Raw genomic sequence first — 20,216 nt, 5'->3', positions numbered from 1 at the left:
AATCTACACGCTTTTGAGAAAGCGCAAAGCCGAAATGCCGGGCAAGCCTAACTATCTGAGCGTACCTTCGGCACTGAAAGAGCTCGAAAAGATTGAGCTGATACGCCAGCCGAACGGCAATTATAAGCTTGATCACGCAGTCACAGCTACCCAGAAAGTAATACTAGGCGCCTTTGGACTGGACGAAGAATGGATCAAGGCGCAGGCAAGACTGATTGGAAAAGACATTCAGAACGCCGCAATGCCAGAAGAACAGAAAGACGATGATGAAGATGCCGAGAATGAAGAGTATTAAGACAATTGAAGCCGAGATTTCCCAAACAGAAGAACAACTCCGGCGCCTTAAAGAGCGCTGTGATAAAGCGTCGCAGAAGCTAGATGCCCTCTATGAGCTCAAGAAACACCAAGAGCAGGAAGAATTACTAAAAGCTATTGATAAAAGTACCCGAACTAAAGCTGAGATCCTTGCGTTTCTGGAAAGTCATGCATAAAAGAAATACGGCTGGCAGAAAAACTGTCAGCCGTATGGTTTGAGTTGTAAAACCCTGGGAAATTAGCATTCTGCCAATCGAACGAAAGAGGACAAAAAGACTGATACCAGCCAACAAGCCCAGTCTGACCTAGCCTCTTTGAATTATAATGGGCAACTGACTAGACAAGTGAATGACAACCATCCTGATTTCAGCCAAAGTGAGCTGTCGACCAGCCGCGGGGCTTGGCAGAGCTATGGCAACTTGGATAGCCTGAACCGAGCAACAGACGCTAATGCGATGCTTAATCAGTCACTGATGCCAACAGCAAAAAGAGAGCCACTATATTGGGATCCAACTGGTTGGCACAACAAGCGTATTTCCGGTGGTTGGCTTTACAACCGGAGTCACCTGATTGGGTATCAGTTAACAGGACAGAACAATAATCCCAAGAACTTGATTACGGGAACGCAAGAATTGAACGTGTCTGGGATGCTGCCATATGAAAATGAAGTAGCTGACTACTTGAAAGAGTCGTCCAACAACTATGTCCGTTACCGGGTTAAGCCAGTCTTTAAAGGAAATGAGCTCCTAGCTCGTGGCGTCCAGATGGAAGCAAAGTCAGTGGACAGCAATGAGGTTTCCTTCAACGTCTATATCTTTAATGTCCAGCCAGGCGTTGTCTTGAACTATAGTGACGGAACCAGCCGAATTCAAAATTAATAATCCTGCATGCAGCCTTCTGATGATTAATGATCACGGGAGGCTGTTTTGCTGGTTGGATGCAATCAAGGAATTCTCAAAAATCATATATTCTTATATACTCTGAGATCTTTTAAATGAAATCCTTAACATTTATAATAGGCTTATTAAGCTATTTATAAAATCAGTCGGAGAAAAAAATGGATGTTCAAACTAATCGAGAAAATGTAATCAAACTGCTGACTTTTTTGAAAGGCATGAATTCGATCAAGAAGACTGTGGTTACGGATGTCAAGAAGCAGCCATGGTTCACTAACCTTTCAGATTTACCACAAGATACACAATACATAAAAATCAAATTTCATGATGAGCCGGCTGACTCTGATGATTCTTCAGAGAATGACTATCTTGTTAAAATTCAGAAGCCAATTTTCGAGAAGTGTCCATCACCAAAAGACAGCTTCAAAGATTGGCTAAAGACCGGCTGGGATGACTATGCGAAAGAGCCAGAGTATCTTCAGGAAATCAAACGAGAGGCTGACACAGTAAATGAGTCTTCAATGTATGAAGAATTTGAAGATGATGAGCAGCGTGTTGAAGATTATCAGAATTGGCTGAAAGACCGGAAAATTTGGCAGGAACGCCAAAAAGCGCTGGAAAAAGTCAACAGACATTTTTTAACTTTCTTTAGTCTCTATCAAGATCTGGAGCAAGATTCAGAAACAAATGAATTGGTGGTGGCCAATGGTCTGCTAATGATCAAGGATCAGCCAGAAATTAACCACCCGATCTTGCTGCAGAAAGTCAAAATTGAATTTGATGATCGTGAAAACGTCCTCTCTGTAGTTGATGGCGACAGCAATAGCCAGTTATATGATCTGCTCTTTTCCAAAATAAACAATGTGTCTTCTGAAGCCTTTCAAACGTTGCAGAAGAAATTAAATGAGTCGTTGATTCATCCCTTGGATCGGAGAGAAGCAACCAGCTTCTTCGAAATTGCCGCACACCGTTTAAGCTCAAGAGGCGAATTCCTTAAAGAAGATGATGAGATTCTGAACAATTCGCAAGACGAATTGTTCATCAAATTCAAGCCGATGCTTATCTTGAGAAAGAAATTAGATGGTCTTCCTAAGTTCATCGACAAATCCATTGCTGATATTAAGGACGGCGGGAATATACCGAATACTTTGCTGGAATTGGCGGGTGAACAAGGCCCTCGTCCTTTAAAGCCGGATCAAGATTTATCGGTTGAACAAGAACTTGCGGAAGTAGGTGGTGAAGACCCAACGATTTTGCTTGCCAAGCCGGCTAACCGAGAGCAATTGCAAATTGCGCGGGAGATTCAGACAGCGGATCAAGTATTGGTTCAAGGACCGCCAGGGACGGGTAAGACTCATACGATTGCCAACCTGATTGGAAACTTCTTGGCTCAAGGTCAAAGCGTTCTGGTTTCAAGTTCTACTTCTAAGGCATTGAGCGTTTTGAAAGACAAGCTTCCCAAAGAATTGCAAAGTCTATGCGTATCAGTTTTCGATGATTCGAAGAAAGACATGGAAAGATCAATCGCCGGCATCACTGAACACATGGCAAATGATAGCGCGGAGAGCCTAAGAAATAAGGCGAAAAGACAGGCAAAGATACGCGACGGAATTATTGCCGATCTATCCGCGACTCGGAAAAAAATCTATGAGATTAAGTATAGTGAATACAGCTCATTGATTTTCAATGGAAACAGCATGTCGCCAACGAAAGCAGCAACATATGTTAGTGAAAACGCCGAGAGGCTTGATTACATCCCTGGCAAGATCAAGCCGGACGTTCCGTTGCCATTAAGCTATGAAGAACTATCCAACCTTTACAAGTCAAATGCTTCTGTCAGTGCTGAAGAAGAAAGGGAATTAGCTGAAAAAGTTCCGAATCCAGAAATGACTGCTTCGCCAATGAAACTTTCGGAGTTGCTGACTGATATTGATAACTTGCGATCGAAGATTTCGAATATAGCTGTGGATCAGCAGATTGAGTATGATGAAATCGGGCGAGAGCTGGTTTTTAAAGGAAAACATATACCTCTTCAAGATGATCCAAAGAAAACTGAAGCACTAAAGCAGTTGCGGGACTATCTCGGCGATCAAAAAATTCAGGCTAAATGGGAGTTATCCGCAATTGTAGATGGCAAGGACTCTGAGAACAATGGGGCTAGAAATCGTTGGAAGATGCTTTGTGATCAGATCGAGAAAAGCGCGGAAATTTCTAACAGACTGACTTCCGAACTATTTGGCAAGGAAATTCAAATTCAATCCAACGATTCAATTGATCTGCGAGCGGTAATTTCCAAGATGAAAGATAAGTATCAGGAGAAAGGCAAGATTGGCAAGCTGGCAAGAATCTTGAACAAGGAATTCGATATCGCGGACAGCATGGTCAAGATCAATGGTAAAACAATGAAGAGTGCAGAGGATTGCACCCTTGTTTTGGGCTATTTGCAGATGCAAGAGGCTCGCAATACCTGTCGAAATTATTGGCAGGACCTGATTCACGAGCCTGAATTCGATTCATTGAATAATGGCCGGCAGCCAGAATTGCAGGCATTGAAATATGTGAATCAAATCAAAAATCGTGTCAACTGGTACGAAAAATATTATGGTCGACTGAAAAATTTGGTTCAATTGGCTGGCTTTGACTCAACGGGCATGTTCAGCTTCTCTTATGAGCTGAGCGATTTAGATATTACTTTGGCGATCTTCGACAAGATTGACCGTGACCTGCCGCTTCTGTGTCAAATAGAATTGCTGCATCTTGAGCTTCAACAACGAATCAGGGATTATCATGTCATCAAGGATGATCTTCAAAAAGCAGGCACGTCCGAAATTTGCCGGAAGCTGATGAGAGACTGTGAAAATAAGGATATTGCCAAGTATTCCGAAGACTATCAAGAATTGCAGCGACTCTATGGGCTTTACTCCGTTCAGAAGCTGAGAAAGGACTATTTGGCAAAGCTTTCAGAGGCCGCTCCTGTCTGGGCAGAAAAGATCAGAAATCGCGAGGAAGAATTTGGAAAGGATAGCGTGCCAGAGTATATCGAGGAAGCCTGGCAATGGAAGCAGTATAGTCAGAAACTGGATGAAATTACTTCCGCTCCGTTTGAAAAATTGCAGAAAAAGAACACTGAACTTAGCCGAGAGTACCGCCGGATAACGGCTGAGCTTGCAGAAACCAAAGCTTGGCAACATCTGCTGGAAAAGGCGGAACGCAATCCTGAACTGCAGAAGAGTCTTCAGAGTTGGAAATTGACGACACAAAAAATTGGTAAGGGCAAAGGCAAGAATGCCCCGTTGCTCCGTGCCCAGGCTCAGGAACTGATGGTGAAATGTCAAAACGCGGTTCCAGTCTGGATTATGACTCTCAGCAATGTCACTAACAATATGGTGCCCGGAAAAAATATGTTTGACGTGCTCATTATTGATGAAGCAAGTCAAGCTGATTTGTCGGCATTGTCGGTTTTATACTTAGCCAAAAAGGTCATCATCGTTGGTGATGATAAGCAGGTTAGTCCAACCGGCAGCTTTGTTAATCTGGACGACTTGAATTCTTTAGCGGCAAGCACTATCAAAGATGTCATTTCTAACTGGTCATTGTTCTCAGCAAGTACTTCTTTATATGACATTGCAAGTACGGTTTGTCGGCCTTTGATGCTTCGTGAGCACTTCCGTTGCGTGCCCGATATTATTGGCTTTTCCAACCGACTGAGCTATGACGGAAAAATCAAGCCGCTTCGAGACAGCAGCAGCAGTGATTTGCGACCTGCCGTGATCAATTATCGCGTTGCTGGCCATAGAGCTGAATACCGGAAGGTTAATGAGGTCGAAGCAGATACTATTGTTGCTTTGATTCAGGCTATGCTTGAAACCAAACAGTATAGCGATAAAACAATAGGCGTGATTTCACTGAATGGTGAAGAGCAAGCTAAGCTGATTCAAAAGAAGCTGGTAAGCAAACTCAATCTGACCGTCTATCAAAAGCATAAGCTCTTATGTGGTTCGTCTGCCCAATTCCAAGGCGATGAGCGTGACGTCATGCTTCTTTCCATGGTTGATAGCAATGATGACCATAATGGACCGCTGAGGAAGCGGGGATTAGCAGATAATCAGCCTGGGAAAGACTTACGCAAGCGTTATAACGTTGCGGTGAGCCGCGCAAAAGATCAGCTGTGGGTGGTCAACTCCTTAGACTATGCAAACGATCTACAAGAAGGCGACGTCCGCAAAGAGCTGCTTGAATATGCCGATAATCCTCAAGCTTACGCGATTGACCTTGAACAAATAAAAGCCAAGGCAGAATCGCCGTTTGAGGAAGAGGTAGCCAAAGCTTTAAGTGCCAGAGGGTACAATTTAATTCAACAATGGCCGGTTGGCGCCTATCGCATTGACATGGTTGCTGTTGATGGCAACCATAAGGCCGCAATTGAATGTGATGGTGAACGTTGGCACAGCAGTGAAGAGCAGATTCGCAACGATATGGAAAGACAGACTATATTGGAACGAATTGGTTGGCATTTTATCCGCATCCGTGGCAGTGAGTATTATAGAAACGCAGAAGCAACCATTGATCGGGTATGTACGAGACTCGATGAGTTGGGCGTTGGAACGAATCATCAGGAATATGAGCCACAAGATGGTACTGAACTGCTAAAGGAAGTAAAGCGCAAGGCAGCGCGCTTTTTGACGACGGATTCAGTTGAACAGGCAGAACCAGAAGAATTATTAAGCTGGCAACCTACAGATGCAACCGAAAACGAAAATGATGGAAATGAAACAGGAGATAAATTCTCTGATCAGAATGTAGATGCGACAGATTGGGTTGGCCAAAATAAGAACATCATAGCCCAAGATGAATTTGAAGAAACGGGCATCAGCGATAACTCAGTTATAGGCAAAAACACTGAGAACAGTCTAGTTGAAGTCGAAAGTAATGCTATTAATCTTGAAAAGCTTGTTCTAGAATTCAATAAGTTAGAACCGGGCTATTATGATCTTCTAGTGTTGTTCCAGCACGATCCGGCTTTAATGGCAGACTTGGGCATTGATACTGAGCAAGAGTTGCTCGAATTGTGCAAAAAACTGCACCTGGCTGACAAACTTCAACACGATTTGACATTCATTACAGGTACGAAGTTTGAAATAGGTTCGCAAGATGAAAGAGAGTGGCTTAAGCAGCAACTCAGTGACTTCATCGGAATGAAATGCTTGGCTGCAAGCAATAATATTTCAGCCAAATCAGGTTTTTCACCTCAAACGATAAATAATCAAATTAATCGTCTGCTACCTAATTGGGTTAATGAAAAAGGGATAATAGTTGATCCTTCTGATCAGTCGCTAACGAAAGATCAAGAAAAGAGAAAACAGTCCGCTATTACGGATCTGATTTCGATCTTTAAAAAGTTAAGCCCTGGTTTGTATGACATGCAATACGTATTCGGTGAACTGAACAATTATCAGCGTGAGGATTTGGGCGTCGACTCATCCGAAGAGCTGTTAGAATTTTGCAAGTCTCAGCACATTGAGCGGTCTGTTACAAAATTGTTGTCTTATGAAAGAGAACAGCACTTTAGAATAGGCGAAGTCAGTGACAGGGATTGGTTGATTAAATTTTTCAAGAGATATTCTGGAGAACATAAGTATGCGGTCTCAGCAAAAATCGCATTTCAATCAGGCCTTTCAGTTTCTGAAATAGAAAGCCTGATGAGTTCTGAGACTTCGGATTGGATAAACAAACAAGGCATTGTCACGGAGCCAGAATCATCCAAGTTTAAAGAGTCATCAGGTACAGAGTTTGAAGGAATAAAATTTGCGGAATCTCCGTCAAGTCATGTGCTTGGTCTTGCAGAAGAGGCAGTACAGAATGATGCTGCTATGACTGTGACCAAAGAAGCATGGCATGAGATCCCAAGAAAAATGCATGCTAGTTTTGATGATGTCTTTGAATTCTTTGCTAGAAACAGTATGCAGCATGCTAGAAAAATTGATGTTGGCCTACTCAATGAGTACAACAAATATTGTCAGAGCTTAGGCTTACTGGATGCAAAAGAAAATAGTCTGGCCGAATTCCGGAATAAGGTTATTTATTCAAAGAAATGGATTATTCAATCAGAAAATGACTCGTACAGATTCTATAGCTTATCTTGCGCAGATGACTGTAAAGAAGAACTGATCTCTGCTTTTGAAAAGATGCCTGATGGAAAGCATCCAATAAAGGACTTTATCAGTAGAAATTCTATGTTGGTTGATCGGCTTGCGATTGATAATGAAACTGAATTGGTCTCAGTTTGTGAGAAACTGCACTTGGCGAACAGAGTTGATTTCAGCTTAGAATTTTATTCTGAACCATACCCACTCTTTATAAAAGGCAATCATAGTGAAAAGATAGCTGATAAAGTTGCAGGAATCGCATTGGAACAATCTGCAAAGGGGAGAATCGCTACGCCAGAAGAAATCGCGCAAAGCGTTCGAAAATATGCGGTCGAGCATCTTCATCATACTCTGATCAGTCGAGAGCTTTTTGAAGAATATCAACAGTTCTGTCGTGAAAATTTGCTGGCTGGATGCCAAGATTTAATTTCCTTCCAAGATGCTTTGATTAAAGATCGACAAATCGTTATTTCCAAAGACGACCGTTACAGCTTCATAGATCCTGAAAAAGTAAGCAGTCAGCGAATTAATCAGCTGCTCAATGCTTTCAAATGGTATCGTCCAGGAATAGTTAGCGTTAAGTTGATTTTTGAAGAATTGCCGATGTTGATGGAGCGATTGGGGTTAAGTGATGAGTATGAACTGTACACGTTCTGTGAAAAGCAGGGAATTGCCATGCGTTATAAGGCAGAGGTTAGCCTTAGATTAACCTTTATCGAGGAGCCATGCGTATTGTTTGGATACGTTAAGAAGGAAGATTGGTTTGGAGATATTCTTAAGTACAGAACTGGTGATGTGCTTGACCATGTCTTGTCCTCAATAAGCATTAAAACAGGAGTCTCTGAAAAATTTTTGTATAATCAAGTGATGAAAAATTATAGTGAATATATTAAGGATGGCATAATTCAAGAAATGTAGAATTTGCTAAGAATGTCTACCTTCTACTGAGGGTAGACATTTTTCTTTTGGAAAACAAATAAGAAATTAGAAAAGTAGTACAATATAGAAAAATATCTTAATTCTGTATAAGGCAAGCTTGATCTAGGAAAATAGGAGAATTTAAGAGTTATGATGCCGAAAGAAATGCTTGAACGAATACTGCCTTATGTCAAGAATCATGAAGTCTTAAGCGTAGACTTTGAAAAAGAGTTTGGCAGGTATAAGCTCTATGAGCAAGAAATAATTAAAGATGGCCTTGGGCATAACAATATAAAGATTGTTGACAGGTATTCTCTAAGCGAGAACAATGCAAGCGGAAAATGGTTCTTTCCTAGCGGCAGGGATCTACAGAAAGTTGCTGCGGCTAATCCAGCCATTGAAAATTTTAGGGATAACAGTTTGACTTCGATGACGCGTGAAGTTTGTCAGAATTCCTTGGATGCTATAGCTGACAGCGAACTGCCGGTTACGGTAAAGTTTAAGGAATTTGAGATTTCAACAACAGAATTGCCGGGTTATGAAAGCTTAATAAATAAGGTCTTGCCTGCAGCAAAGCATGAATGGTTAGAAGACCAAAAGACTCAGCAATTGATCCAGACAATGGAAGAATGCCTGAATCGTAAGAAAATTAGAGTTCTAAAGGTCAGCGACTATAATACGACTGGTCTGAAGCCTGGAAACTGGGAGTCACTGGTCGAACAGGTGGGTTCCTCTTTTAAGAGTGATGAAGGTTCTGCTGGTTCTTTTGGGATCGGCAAAGCCGCGCCGTTTGCCGTAAGTCAGCTTTGGATGGTTTTCTATAGCACTAAAGTTGGCGACCTGAGAAAGTCAATCGGCGTCATGCAGTTCGTATCATTTGAAAAGGGCGCAGAAGTGACACAAGGGCCAGGATATTTTAGCGTTGATGGTGAGAGCAAGAAGCCCTTTAAGACTGAAGTCTCCTTTGATCCGGAAAGCCGTACGGAAGATGGAACAGATATTTACATTATGGGGGTTCCTGCCGACTGGGAAAAGGGCGTAAAATTGTCGCTTTTTGAAAATTTCATGCTGTCTTTGACGCAAACTCCTGGTAGACCACAAAAGCTGGTTGCTTACATCAATGATGAGCCAATGGATGCAAAGAAGCTCAGAGAAATCTATTTAAAGCGAGCCAAAACCACCAAAAAGGATAAGCCAGATAGCGTGAGTTATTTTGAAGTTCTACAGGATGATCAGAAAATAGTGTGTCATCTAGATGGCCTGCAGGATTTTGGAATCGGTGCAGAAGAAACGCTTCTTTATCTATCAGCAAATGTTGCCCATCCAAATCGTCGCGTAATGATGTCTCGCAAGTCGGGAATGAAGATCTATAGCCAAAAAGGCTTCAGCAGAACGATCAAATTTTCTGCCGTCTTTTGCGCGCTAGGTGACAACATCAATAAGATTCTAAAGTTGATGGAAAATGTGTCACATGATAAATGGTCTACAGAAAGATACCCAAATCGTCGGTTTGCCGTTAAATTTCTTAAAGCTCTAAAAAAGAGCATTAAAGATGCGGTCATCGAAAATTGCAGTCCAAAAGTTGAAAAAGTAGTCGATGCTTTTGGAGTCGCGGACTTTTTGCCAAATATTGAAAATGGTGATGAACTTAGTGCAGGACAAGAAAGCATGAAGGAACACCCGCGGGTTGAATTCAAGGAAGACTCAACGATTAGTCACCTGCATCCGGTTCGGCATCAAGAAATTGACAGCGATAAGCTGGCGAATTCCTTTAAAGTGTCTGAAAATGGCATTTCCAGGGGCAATGGCAGTCAAGGTGGCGTGAGCCGTTTCAAAGGTGATAATGGTGGCACGAACGTTTGGAATGGTCTAGACGGAGATCGACAAAACGGCCTCGGTCAAGAGGGGAAAGGAAGCAATCGCCCAACCAACGAGAGTGATGAGCATATTCATTACCTTGAATCTGTCAGTCGAAAAACAGTCACAATGTATAGGTATCGCTTGATAGAAAGAGATGCAAATAGCGGGAGATACGATCTGCTGCTTAGGCCGGAGCAAACCATTCATAATGTAAAGACGGTAATTAGTGTAGTGGGCGATTCAGGCAATAAATCTAATATCAGTATTCAAAGCGCAAGAGCTAATTATGTCAATCTAAAAGTCAACAGAAACCATATTTTTATTGACGTCGTACCGCAAGGAGAATGGACCAAAATTGCCGTTCAGTTCAAAGAGCCGGGAAGACTGAAAATGGAGGTTGATACGTATGCAGTTAGTTGATAGTTTGTATCCGTACCCTGTACTGTCTGTTGATGATGATGACTATCTTGCTGATCAAGCCTATTTTGATGTCAAATATAGCTTAGATCCAGCGACCTCAGCTCATAATGCTGCATTGAGGATTCAATTTGTTTTAGAGAATATTTCATTTGAGCGCTTGTTGCAAAAAGGTCTGGCGGCTTACTACGTTCAGGTTGAATGCCGGCGGACGATGTATCGGAAAATCTTCAAGTTGCCTTTAGGAAAGAATAGCTTCGTGCTTAAGATTGATCCTAATCTTATGCGGCAGCGAGTGGATGTGACTCCGCTGTTCTTAGTTACTGGAGATCTTGTAGGTTATCGCAATTCCGCAGTAAATCCTGAGCTTTATGGCAATAACTATGTCTTTCCTGATTTGTCGGTCGGGGATCCACTGGCAATTGCTTTTACCAAAAGCCTTGATATTGAAGACACCAACAACTTCACGAAGATTTCATCCATCATTAAAGTCACTGAAAGCAAGTCGGCTGAAGTAGCTTCTGTCGATTTGGATCAAGATGTAATTTTGATTAAGATGCCAAGCCGGCAGTATAAATTTTATGTTCAGAGTCAAAGCTATGGATTTGGCGACACTATGCTAAACGGAATTATTTTGCCTGCGTTGGTTTATGTTCTGGATGAGATGATCAGTGGCGACACGATTGATGAAACTTCCCAGTGGCATCAGGTAATTGCAACAAAATGCGAGAAATTAGGGCATCCACTTGAAGCAGTGGCAGCAAATGCTGATATTTCGACTGTCGAGTTGGCGCAGCTGATCCTAAACAATCCTATGGAAAATATGATAAATGAGCTGAAAGGAGTATTGAATGACTAAGCTGAGAGCAAAGGTCTGCACGCCACAGTTCCTTCAGACGTTTAAGGAAAAATTTGATAGTGAGTATTATCAGCTATACAAGGATCGTGACCGTCAGGCAATTGAAAAGCTGTTTGCCTCACCAGCAGTATATGAAAGCAATCGAGTTTTCTTCGACTTTACTCCGTTGATTGTTAAAGGCAACGAGAACTTCGGTATTCGCAATGCCAAAAATATTTACTCTGCGTTCAAGGATCTGACTCTCACGCAAGCATCTACAGAAGAATTTTGGTTTACGATGCTCAATACATATTACTTAGATTATATTTTTGAAAGCATGAAGGCCAACGATAAACCTGAGATCTTGAAGAACATGATGTTCATGGGAACTACAAGAGCGTTTTTTATTCAGCATCTAGCAAGGGCATGGTGGATTGGCTACCGAACCTACGATGAAAGCCATCAACTCAATCCATGGTGGCTGCTCGACTTTATGGGAACGAGTGACATTCATGGCAAAGCTTATTCATTGTTTGCCAGTACGTTCACGAATAACAAGAAGATCGGTTTGGGCATCATTGAAGGCGTGATGCTTTCTCAAGATCATTTTAAAAATATCCAATATACTTATGCGTATGTTGATAAATATTTTAATGCATTAGGCGGAGTGAAAATTCTAGATGTCTTGACTAGAGAACAAGTAAGAGACATGACGGTCAAACTGCTGGAGGATGTTTGGACAGGAGAATATCCTATAAACGCAAAGGACAGAAAGCATATTTTTCTAGAACAATGAGCCAGTACAGAAAGCCATTAGAGTAAACACTAAGAATACACATAGTACGATAGGATGAAGGATATGAAAGTCGATGAACCAATAATTTACGAAACTCAATATAGCGACGATAATGCTAAGCAAATCGATGAAGAGATTCGTCGCAAGTATTCTGGTTCGGCAGATCAAGAATATTTGATCGATTACCCGACTGTCTACATCATTGACCAGCCAGGCAAGCAGAGCAAGTACCGTCACGACTATACCGTTTATGTCGGAGAAACCATTGATATTCAGCGGCGTACTCTGGAACACTTGAACGGGGATGCAGAGCGCAGAACAGACTGGCAGGGCTTGAAGAATGCCAATAATGCCCACATGTTTGTCATCGGTCACAAACACTTCAACAAGTCACTTACCCTGGACATCGAAAACCGGATGATGCAATACTTGAGTAGTGTCGATGCAGTCTCTCACTTGAACAACCGTCGTGAAAACGCTCAGCGGATGTATTACACAGAAGATGAGTTTGTGCCGATTTTCAACAAGATCTGGGATACTTTAGCAGCAAAGAAAGACTACAAGTATCTTTTTCCAGCCAGAAAAGAAATTGAAAATTCAGCGATTTTTAAAGCTTCGCCTTTTAACAAATTGACGCAGGAACAGAACAAGGCTAAGGATCTGATTCTTCAGCGCGTTCAAGAGGCTTTGGATAAGAATGAGACAGGTAAGCTTATCTTAGTTACCGGGGATGCTGGTGCTGGTAAGACCGTCTTGATGAGCAACGTTTATTATGATTTGGCCAAATTGACTGGTAAAGATGGCAATAAGATCTCTTTGGCAATGATGGTCAACCATGATGAACAGCTCAAAGTTTACCAGCAGATTGCAAAGAAGCTTGGTATCGGGGATGAAAAGAGTGTTCTTAAACCAGCAAGCTTTATAAACCATTATTCTCCAGATGAGTCGGTAGACGTAGCATTTGTTGATGAGGCACACCTGCTCAGGACTCAAAAGAATCAGGGATATACTTCAGATACTGCCAACATGCTGGAAGATATTCGCCAGCGTGCAAAAATTGTTGTCGCCATTTACGATAAAAAGCAGGTGCTTTCTAAAACCCAAGTTTGGCAAGGCGATTCATTCCAAAAGCTTGTAGACAGCATTGGCGAGAAAAACATTATTCATCTTCACAACCAAATGCGGATTGATGCAGAACCCCAAACAATTGAGTGGCTGAACAATGTCATTAAAAAGGGCTTGATTGGCAAGGTTCCTGAAGATGGAAAGTATGAAATAAAAGTCTTCAAGAAGCCCCAAGATATGCAGAAAGCCATCCAAGAAAAGAACGATGACCAAAATAATGGCATAAGCCGGATGGTTGCAACTTACGACTGGGAATATTCCAGCCAAAGCAGCCCTAACGATGGCTCTGAATTCTGGCAAGTCAGTGAAGGTGACTGGAAGATGCCATGGAATTACCAAGTCAAAAAGCCTAGAAGAACTGACGATGGCGTTAGCTATAAGGAACTTTCGTGGGCACAACAGCCAGTAACAATTGATGAGATTGGCTCAACCTACACAGTCCAAGGGTTTGACCTTAACTACGTAGGCGTTGAAATTGGTCCATCTGTTAAGTTTGAAAATGGGAAAATTATTCATGTCCCTGCAGAGAGCTGCAATAAAGATGCTGTTCAATACCGTACTTTTTCGGATGGGTCTAGGGAAAACTTTGCAGAAGATCTGTTGCCAAACGAACTGAATGTTCTCTTAACCCGGGGAGTTCATGGCTTATACCTTCATGCAGTTGATCCAGCCCTGCAGCAGGCTTTAGAAGAGGCGGCAGGCAAGGACAGGGTTGTAGAGTGAAGATTGCTTACTTATATTTGAGTGCACAAAAAATGGTGGTTAAACCAATTTTGCGTTTTTCGTTCCGGTTAAGGAGTTGTGGCAATAAAGGTTGCTGATATGACTTTTTCTGAAATGAAGAAGTACCAACAAGCACATCCTGATCTTTATGACGACAATACTTAACTTGAGGATCAAGCTGAAAATCAAGTCATTCAAGAGGCGCTCCAGTTGAATCGGAAGGACCGAAGAATAATACGATGCAAGCGGATCATGTACCTGCTTGTCCAAATTGCGGTAAGCCGATGATTCTGAGAAGCAGAAGATCTGATGGAACTAAGTTCTGGGGATGCTCAGACTTTCCTAAATGCAGAGGTACGCTGAACTTTTAATAAGCATTAAGTAGCTGAATATGCAAGAAGATAAACAAGGTTAGTGTTGTTTATTGCTTGTCACATTGCTATCTCCTCCATTCAAAATATCGAATTTACGCCTATATTTATAGTGATAGAAGCCAATGTTTTCAGCTAAAGGAGGTCACTTTTGCCACATCGAAAGTTAGTTTGGACTTGGCAGACCATTTAACGGTTTATCTGGATCGTGAGCAAGCAGCTTATTTGTCTGAGTACTTACTATTTTGTTTGGATAAGACGGGTAAGGAAACGCAGGCTGTCCAGGATTTGTATGATGCTGGCGTTTTTCAAGGTGACTAAACAAAGCAATAACAAAATGCATCCCCAAACTCGATTCGGGATGCATTTTGCGCCATATTAACCCAACAACAGGAGATTTTTATGTCAGAATTGCAGCTAAGGACGGCCGAAGCGGGGGATGCCGCGCGCCTGCTGGAGATCTACGCGCCATACGTGGAGAAGACGGCAATCACATTTGAAGACGAAGTGCCGGCCGTCAGCGAGTTTGAAGCCCGCATCACGCGGACGCTGAAGCGATATCCATATCTCGTTGCCCTCAAAGACGGCCAGATCGTCGGCTATGCCTACGCGAGCCCCTTTAAGGAGCGGGCAGCCTATGACCACAGCGTGGAATTGTCGATCTATGTTGACGCCAACCAGCGCCACCAGCACATCGGCCGCTTTTTGTACGACGCGATCGAAGCCGTTTTAAAAAAGCAGGGCTTCTTGAACTTGAACGCCTGCATTGCCGCGCCAATCGGCGCTGATCCGTACTTGGACGACAACAGCATTCGCTTCCATGAGCACCTGGGCTACCGCTTGGTTGGCCGTTTTCACCAATGCGGCTACAAGTTCAGCCGCTGGTACGACATGGTCTGGATGGAGAAAATGATAGGAGACCATGCCATCCCCGCGCCGGCGATCATCCCGTATCCTGAGCTGGACCAATAAAAAATGCATCCCTTTGCCCAAAAGTGCCGGGGATGCATTTTCATTTTTTCCGATATCTCAGCTCAAGCCAAGGATCGACTTAGCGGCGCGGCGGCCTTGGTGGATCGCGCCGGATACGGCAGTGCCTGAGCCTGGGTAGTATGAGCCAATCCAGCCGCCAGCATTGAGGCCGGCAGCGTACAGGCCAGGGATCGGCTGCCCAAAGTTGTCAATGACATTGCATTGGGCGTTGATCTTCAAGCCACCAATCGCCCCAAGGTTGCCAGGAGTGTTGACGTAGGCGTAATATGGCCCGCTGAACGGCTTAACGCCCATCGTCCGCTCGTATTCTGGGTCCTTGCCGGCTGCCGCGTGCTTGTTCCAAGTTTCCACGCTCTTAGTCAGGTTTTCCGCTGGCACGCCAATTTTTTCAGCCAATTCAGCCAAAGTGTCGCCGGTCTTGACTAAGCCACTAGCCAGGTCCCTAGCCAGGCTGTCCCGGTCCCATGGGGAGGCTGGAGCCGTAATTGAGTCCTGGCCAAAAATCTGGTAGGTTGGCTTGCCCAGCTTCTTTTCTTCGTTGAAGATTGCCCGGAAGCCATAAGCATAGGTGGCGTCTTCGTTGACGAAGCGCAGGCCCTGCCCGTTGACAAAAATTGACGGGATAGTCGGCAAGCGGTCGTCGGTCCCGTTGCCGGTTCGCGCGTCAAAGTCGATCGTGCCGCCAAAGCCGGTGACTGCCGCGCCGATGTTCATCCCCATCACGATCCCGTCGCCCCGGTCAGAGGCAACTGACCAGCAAAGGTGCCGCTTGACGTCTTCATAGTGCTGAGGGCTAAGGTCTTTGGCAAGTTCGAGGTTGTGGTCGATTGACGCGGTGGCTAGAACTACCCCGCGGTTGGCCTTGAAGGCGTACAGCACGCCGTCTTGTTCAGCAATCACCCCGCTGACCTCGCTGGAGCTTTCATCCTTCAGGACTAAAGCCACGACTGCCGTGTCAAATTGGAAGTCTGCTCCTTGAGCCAGGGCATATTCATACAGCTTGCGGGTGGCAATGATCCCGTTGCCCCCGGCACCGCCGCCTTCGTAGACGTGGATTCTGTCAGCAAACGTCTTTTTGGCGTAAGGGATTTCAGTGTGGCCGTAAACGCTGGTCCACTTGAGGCCGACTTTTTCCTCCAGCCATTCCAGGTTCTTGCCGGCATTTTGGGTGAAGTCGCGGACCAGCGGCTCATATAAGCGGCCTTCGCCCGCTGCCAGGTACTCGGCTTCGTGCTTCTCAGGCGTATCGTCTGGATAAGCGGAAAATTCCTTTTGGTACTTGGTGCCGGCCGCCTGCATGACGCCGCCAGACAGGCTGGTCGTCCCGCCGGGAATCCCTTGCTTCTCGATGGCTAAGACGCTGGCGCCGTTTTCAGCAGCCGTAGCTGCGGCGGCAAGGCCCGCACCGCCCGCACCGACCACGATCACATCGTATTCGTCGTCGAATTCCAGGTCGCCTTCGTAGAATTTCTCTTTCAGCAAGGGATAATTGTTGGGGCGGTTGTGGATGGAAGCACTGGCGATGGCGTCCACGTCCTCGCCAAGGGCGGTGGCATAAGCCATGCGGGCGGCCTTTCGCAAGGCGCCGGTCGAGACTGAGGCACCAGAAATGGCGTCCACGTCGACTGAATGCTCTGCGTTGGCCTCTTCCAGCCAAGTGTCAACCCCCAGGGCGCCAATGGTATTTGGCACTTCACCCTCAGCGTTGATCCGCGTGACTTTGCCATTTGCAACTTCAACGATCGCCGTGATTTCTGAGTTGAAACCGTGGGCTTTGGCTCTATATTCGGTCATGATTTTTTCTCCTTAAAAACATGCTCTTTTCTTACTCATTCCAGCGCTGTTTGCGCTTTCAAAAATATAATACCACATGTTATTGATGTATAATAAATAAGATAGTTTAGATCCGAAAATCTAACTTTTAACAGGGAATGCGGTCATGTTTCCGTCTAGGCCGCGGGCGGTTATAATATTGCTAGACAGGCGTAAAGAACAGAACGCGAGGCAAAGATGGAAGCACTCAAAGAAAGATTTTTAGCCAACATGGACCGGCACCCGGAAGCGAGCTGGGAAGATGTGGCGGAAAAATTAGCCGATCCCGCCAAGGCGGCAGTCGTGGCTTGGATGGAGGAAACTGGCGGTGAGCCTGACGTGGTTGCCTTAGGGGGCGGCTGGGCGATCGTCGACTGCTCAAAGGAAGTGCCAGCAGGTCGGCGCAGCATCTGCTACGACCAAGCGGCCCGCTTGAAGCGCAAGAAGTTCCCGCCGGAAAGCAGCGCCCAGGAGCTGCTGAAGGTCCGGGGGGTGCGCACCAAGCTGCCTTTGTAGAGCGATAGCAGCGTTTTTTGCCTAATAAACAACATTTGAAAGAAGGTACAAGATGGGACCAGTGCTGCACGACTATACGGTTTTTGACCTGGAAACGACCGGCAAGAAGATCATCCAGATCGGTGCATTAAAGGTCAGAGCTGATCAGACCGTAGCCAAATTTTCAACTTACGTCAATCCTCTGGAAAAAATCCAAGACCAGGTTACCTGGCTGACGGGCATCTCTAATCTGCAGACGAATGCCGCGCCAAAGATCGACGAGGTCATGCCGGATTTCTTGGACTTTATCGGCAGCGACACGTTGGTTGGCCACAATATTCTGAAGTTTGACTGCAATATTCTGGCTCACAATGGCTATCCGGTCGCCAATCCGAAGCTGGATACCCTGATTTTGGCCAAGCAGTGCCATTTTTTGGATCCAATTCCCAACGTCAAGCTGTCGACCTTGAAGGATTACTATGGAATTAAGATTAATTCGCATATTGCCATCAGCGACTGCATCACCAATAATATCGTCTACCAGAATCTTAGAGACGGCAAACTGGCTAGGGCAACGGAAACGATCGACTTCAGTCCAAAACCGGTCGATTCCCGTCTGGATGGCCAGCGCTTCGTGATTACTGGCCAGTTCCCGCAAGCCACCCGCTATGAACTGGTCAGTTTGATCAATAGCCATGGTGGCCGGGTGACCGGCAGCGTGTCAGGCTTGACTGACTATCTGCTCAAAGGACAGCTGGACCACGTCTCTGGCAAGTGCAGCATGGCAGAAGCAAAGGGGACGACGATCATTGACTATCAAGGCCTGCTGGATCTTCTGAAATAAATCATCCCTCCCGAAATTTGCTGGGAGGGATGTTTGTTTTGGAGAGGCATTTTTTGAGGACACTTTTTGAAGGTTGGTTCCCGAAAGGTCTCCAACTGGGGCTGATTTTCAACAAATCGCTTCATTGCTTGAAATTTTTCCGGTACTCGCTAGGCGTCTGCCCAGTGGCTTGCCTGAAGGCTCGGTAGTAGCTGCTGACGCTGGGGCAGCCGACGATCATGCTGATTTCTTCAATGCTCTTGGTGGTCAGCTCCAAGAGCGACTTGCTGATCGACACCCGGGTTTCCGTCTTCAGCTGGCTGAAAGTCTGGTCAAAAAGCTGCCAGATCAAGCGGGACCAATATTTAGGCTGATAGCCGAAGTGAGCGGCCATTTTTTCCAAAGTCACGTCTTGAATATTAGCCACCAGGTAATTCATGATCATCCCCGTCCTGGTCATCGGATTAGCATAGTGGACATTGCTGCTGGGAAAGCGCGAGGAATCCAGCCGGACTCTGGCATGGTAGTGCCTGGAAAGCTCTGTCAGAAAGCCCGCGCAGGCCAGAGACAATTCATAATCCACGAAATAGCCGTCTTCACCCGCCTCAGCGATCCGCTGGCAGAAGTTCAGCCCCTCATGGCAAATCATCTTGTCCAGGCCGGTATAGTGCACGTAGCTTTCCGCCTGGTCCAGGTCCTTAAAGATGTCGTGCACCAGCCCGTTATTGGTTTCAAAAATTAAACACAAAAAACACTCATCAAACTTAGATGAGTGTCCTAAAGCGTTCTCCGCTCAAAATCAATGTCTTAACTTAATGACATTGCCGTCATTGGGCGGACTGTTTTTTCACCATGATTTCGGATAAATGTGAAAAAGTATTACTTTTGTTTAGTCATTTTTCTTAAATTTGGCTTGACAATACAAAAATTTCAAACGAAAATAAAATTGTATAAATGCTTAATATTATGTAAATGCATGAAAGGTTAAGATTATGGACAAGAAACTGAAAGCAATCAGCACGGTTTCAGTAGCCCTGGCACTTTTAGGGGTAGCTGCACCAACAATGACAGCAACGTCATCAACTGTATTGGCAGCTAAGAAGAAGAACGTCAAAACGTCGGACAAGAAAGCAAGGGCAAACATCAAAACGTTTTGTAATGCGAGATACGTTTATGATACTAAAAAAATGACGTCCAAAAAGATCAAGCAGCGGGCCAGAAAATTGTATAAAATCGCGAGTCGCAGCGCTGTTCAGCAGTGGGTTGTAGATGATGAAATGTCCATATTATCTGACAGTTCACGTAGCCACACACGATACGTTTCTGCCTACAATAATTATGGATCTTCTCGTAATAAGGTTCTGAACATTGAACCTCTAAGTAAGCATACCTACAACGTCGCAATTATTTATAAAGCAATCCATTATAAACACGGCCGCAAGAGCGAGGAAACCCACTACTGCAACGTGTTAAGAATGTTTACTGACAGCAAAGGCAAAATCAAGAAAGTCAAGGGTATTTCAACAAGCATTATGGAATAAGTCGAAATTTGGCAACTAATTTGACTAGAATCGTATAGAGAATAAATATAAGAATTGAAGCTTGCATCGTTTGGTGCGGGCTTTTTTGTTAGCTAACTTAAACTTCCCACACCAAAAAGAACTATGAAGCCTTGAAAACTCAATAGT

13 protein-coding genes and 2 pseudogenes are annotated in these 20,216 nt (G+C 44.4%); 13 read left to right on the top strand and 2 right to left on the bottom strand.

Annotated features, from left to right (window positions below; genetic code table 11):
- The 10 genes and pseudogenes from OCH80_RS09165 to OCH80_RS09120 all read left to right on the top strand — a co-directional run.
- A pseudogene (locus OCH80_RS09165) lies at positions 1-295 on the top strand (transposase); the annotation flags it as partial.
- The gene (locus tag OCH80_RS09160) at positions 282-491 is read left to right on the top strand and encodes a hypothetical protein (protein ID WP_404540257.1); all 210 of its coding nucleotides are present in this window, start codon (positions 282-284) and stop codon (positions 489-491) included. The pseudogene OCH80_RS09165 and the gene OCH80_RS09160, both read left to right, overlap by 14 nt.
- An 87-nt stretch (positions 492-578) precedes the next feature.
- A pseudogene (locus OCH80_RS09155) lies at positions 579-1,193 on the top strand (DNA/RNA non-specific endonuclease); the annotation flags it as partial.
- A 179-nt stretch (positions 1,194-1,372) separates the two neighbouring features.
- Entirely contained in the window at positions 1,373-8,275 is a 6,903-nt protein-coding gene (locus OCH80_RS09150; protein ID WP_404540254.1) for an AAA domain-containing protein, read from the top strand.
- Positions 8,276-8,425: 150 nt separating this feature from the next.
- Positions 8,426-10,555, top strand: a complete 2,130-nt coding sequence (locus tag OCH80_RS09145; RefSeq protein WP_404540251.1) for a hypothetical protein — start codon at positions 8,426-8,428, stop codon at positions 10,553-10,555.
- On the top strand, positions 10,542-11,411 hold the full coding sequence (locus tag OCH80_RS09140; RefSeq protein ID WP_404540249.1) for a hypothetical protein: 870 nt from the start codon (positions 10,542-10,544) through the stop codon (positions 11,409-11,411). Before OCH80_RS09145 ends, OCH80_RS09140 begins: the two co-directional genes overlap by 14 nt.
- Entirely contained in the window at positions 11,404-12,186 is a 783-nt protein-coding gene (locus OCH80_RS09135; protein ID WP_404540246.1) for a DUF6339 family protein, read from the top strand. Before OCH80_RS09140 ends, OCH80_RS09135 begins: the two co-directional genes overlap by 8 nt.
- A 63-nt stretch (positions 12,187-12,249) precedes the next feature.
- The gene (locus tag OCH80_RS09130) at positions 12,250-14,034 is read left to right on the top strand and encodes a DNA/RNA helicase domain-containing protein (protein ID WP_404540244.1); all 1,785 of its coding nucleotides are present in this window, start codon (positions 12,250-12,252) and stop codon (positions 14,032-14,034) included.
- A gap of 239 nt (positions 14,035-14,273) precedes the next feature.
- Positions 14,274-14,405: a topoisomerase DNA-binding C4 zinc finger domain-containing protein gene (locus OCH80_RS09125; RefSeq protein ID WP_404540241.1), complete on the top strand. Its 132-nt coding sequence runs from the start codon at positions 14,274-14,276 to the stop codon at positions 14,403-14,405.
- A gap of 402 nt (positions 14,406-14,807) precedes the next feature.
- A complete protein-coding gene (locus tag OCH80_RS09120) occupies positions 14,808-15,377 on the top strand; it encodes a GNAT family N-acetyltransferase (RefSeq protein WP_404540239.1) in 570 nt (189 codons plus the stop codon).
- A 57-nt stretch (positions 15,378-15,434) separates the two neighbouring features.
- Here OCH80_RS09120 and OCH80_RS09115 read toward each other — a convergent pair whose 3' ends face one another.
- On the bottom strand, positions 15,435-17,192 hold the full coding sequence (locus OCH80_RS09115) for an FAD-dependent oxidoreductase (RefSeq protein WP_404540236.1): 1,758 nt from the start codon (positions 17,190-17,192) through the stop codon (positions 15,435-15,437).
- A 216-nt stretch (positions 17,193-17,408) separates the two neighbouring features.
- Here OCH80_RS09115 and OCH80_RS09110 point away from each other — a divergent pair, with 216 nt between their 5' ends.
- On the top strand, positions 17,409-17,726 hold the full coding sequence (locus tag OCH80_RS09110) for a DUF4256 domain-containing protein (RefSeq protein ID WP_404540233.1): 318 nt from the start codon (positions 17,409-17,411) through the stop codon (positions 17,724-17,726).
- A gap of 52 nt (positions 17,727-17,778) precedes the next feature.
- Positions 17,779-18,549 (top strand): exonuclease domain-containing protein, encoded by a 771-nt coding sequence (locus OCH80_RS09105; protein WP_404540231.1) that lies wholly within the window; start codon positions 17,779-17,781, stop codon positions 18,547-18,549.
- A 121-nt stretch (positions 18,550-18,670) separates the two neighbouring features.
- Here OCH80_RS09105 and OCH80_RS09100 read toward each other — a convergent pair whose 3' ends face one another.
- Positions 18,671-19,276: a helix-turn-helix domain-containing protein gene (locus OCH80_RS09100; RefSeq protein ID WP_404540228.1), complete on the bottom strand. Its 606-nt coding sequence runs from the start codon at positions 19,274-19,276 to the stop codon at positions 18,671-18,673.
- Between the two features lie 244 nt (positions 19,277-19,520).
- Between OCH80_RS09100 and OCH80_RS09095 the strand changes: the two genes are divergently transcribed.
- Positions 19,521-20,069 carry a hypothetical protein gene (locus tag OCH80_RS09095; protein WP_404540226.1) on the top strand — a complete coding sequence of 183 codons (549 nt, stop codon included), beginning with the start codon at positions 19,521-19,523 and terminating at the stop codon, positions 20,067-20,069.
- Positions 20,070-20,216 lie beyond the last annotated feature (147 nt).

It is taken from the genome of Lactobacillus sp. 23-2 (assembly GCF_044902225.1).
GTDB lineage: Bacteria > Bacillota > Bacilli > Lactobacillales > Lactobacillaceae > Lactobacillus > Lactobacillus absianus.
Note: the sequence above shows the minus strand (reverse complement) of the source record. Positions and strands in the feature narration are given on the sequence as shown.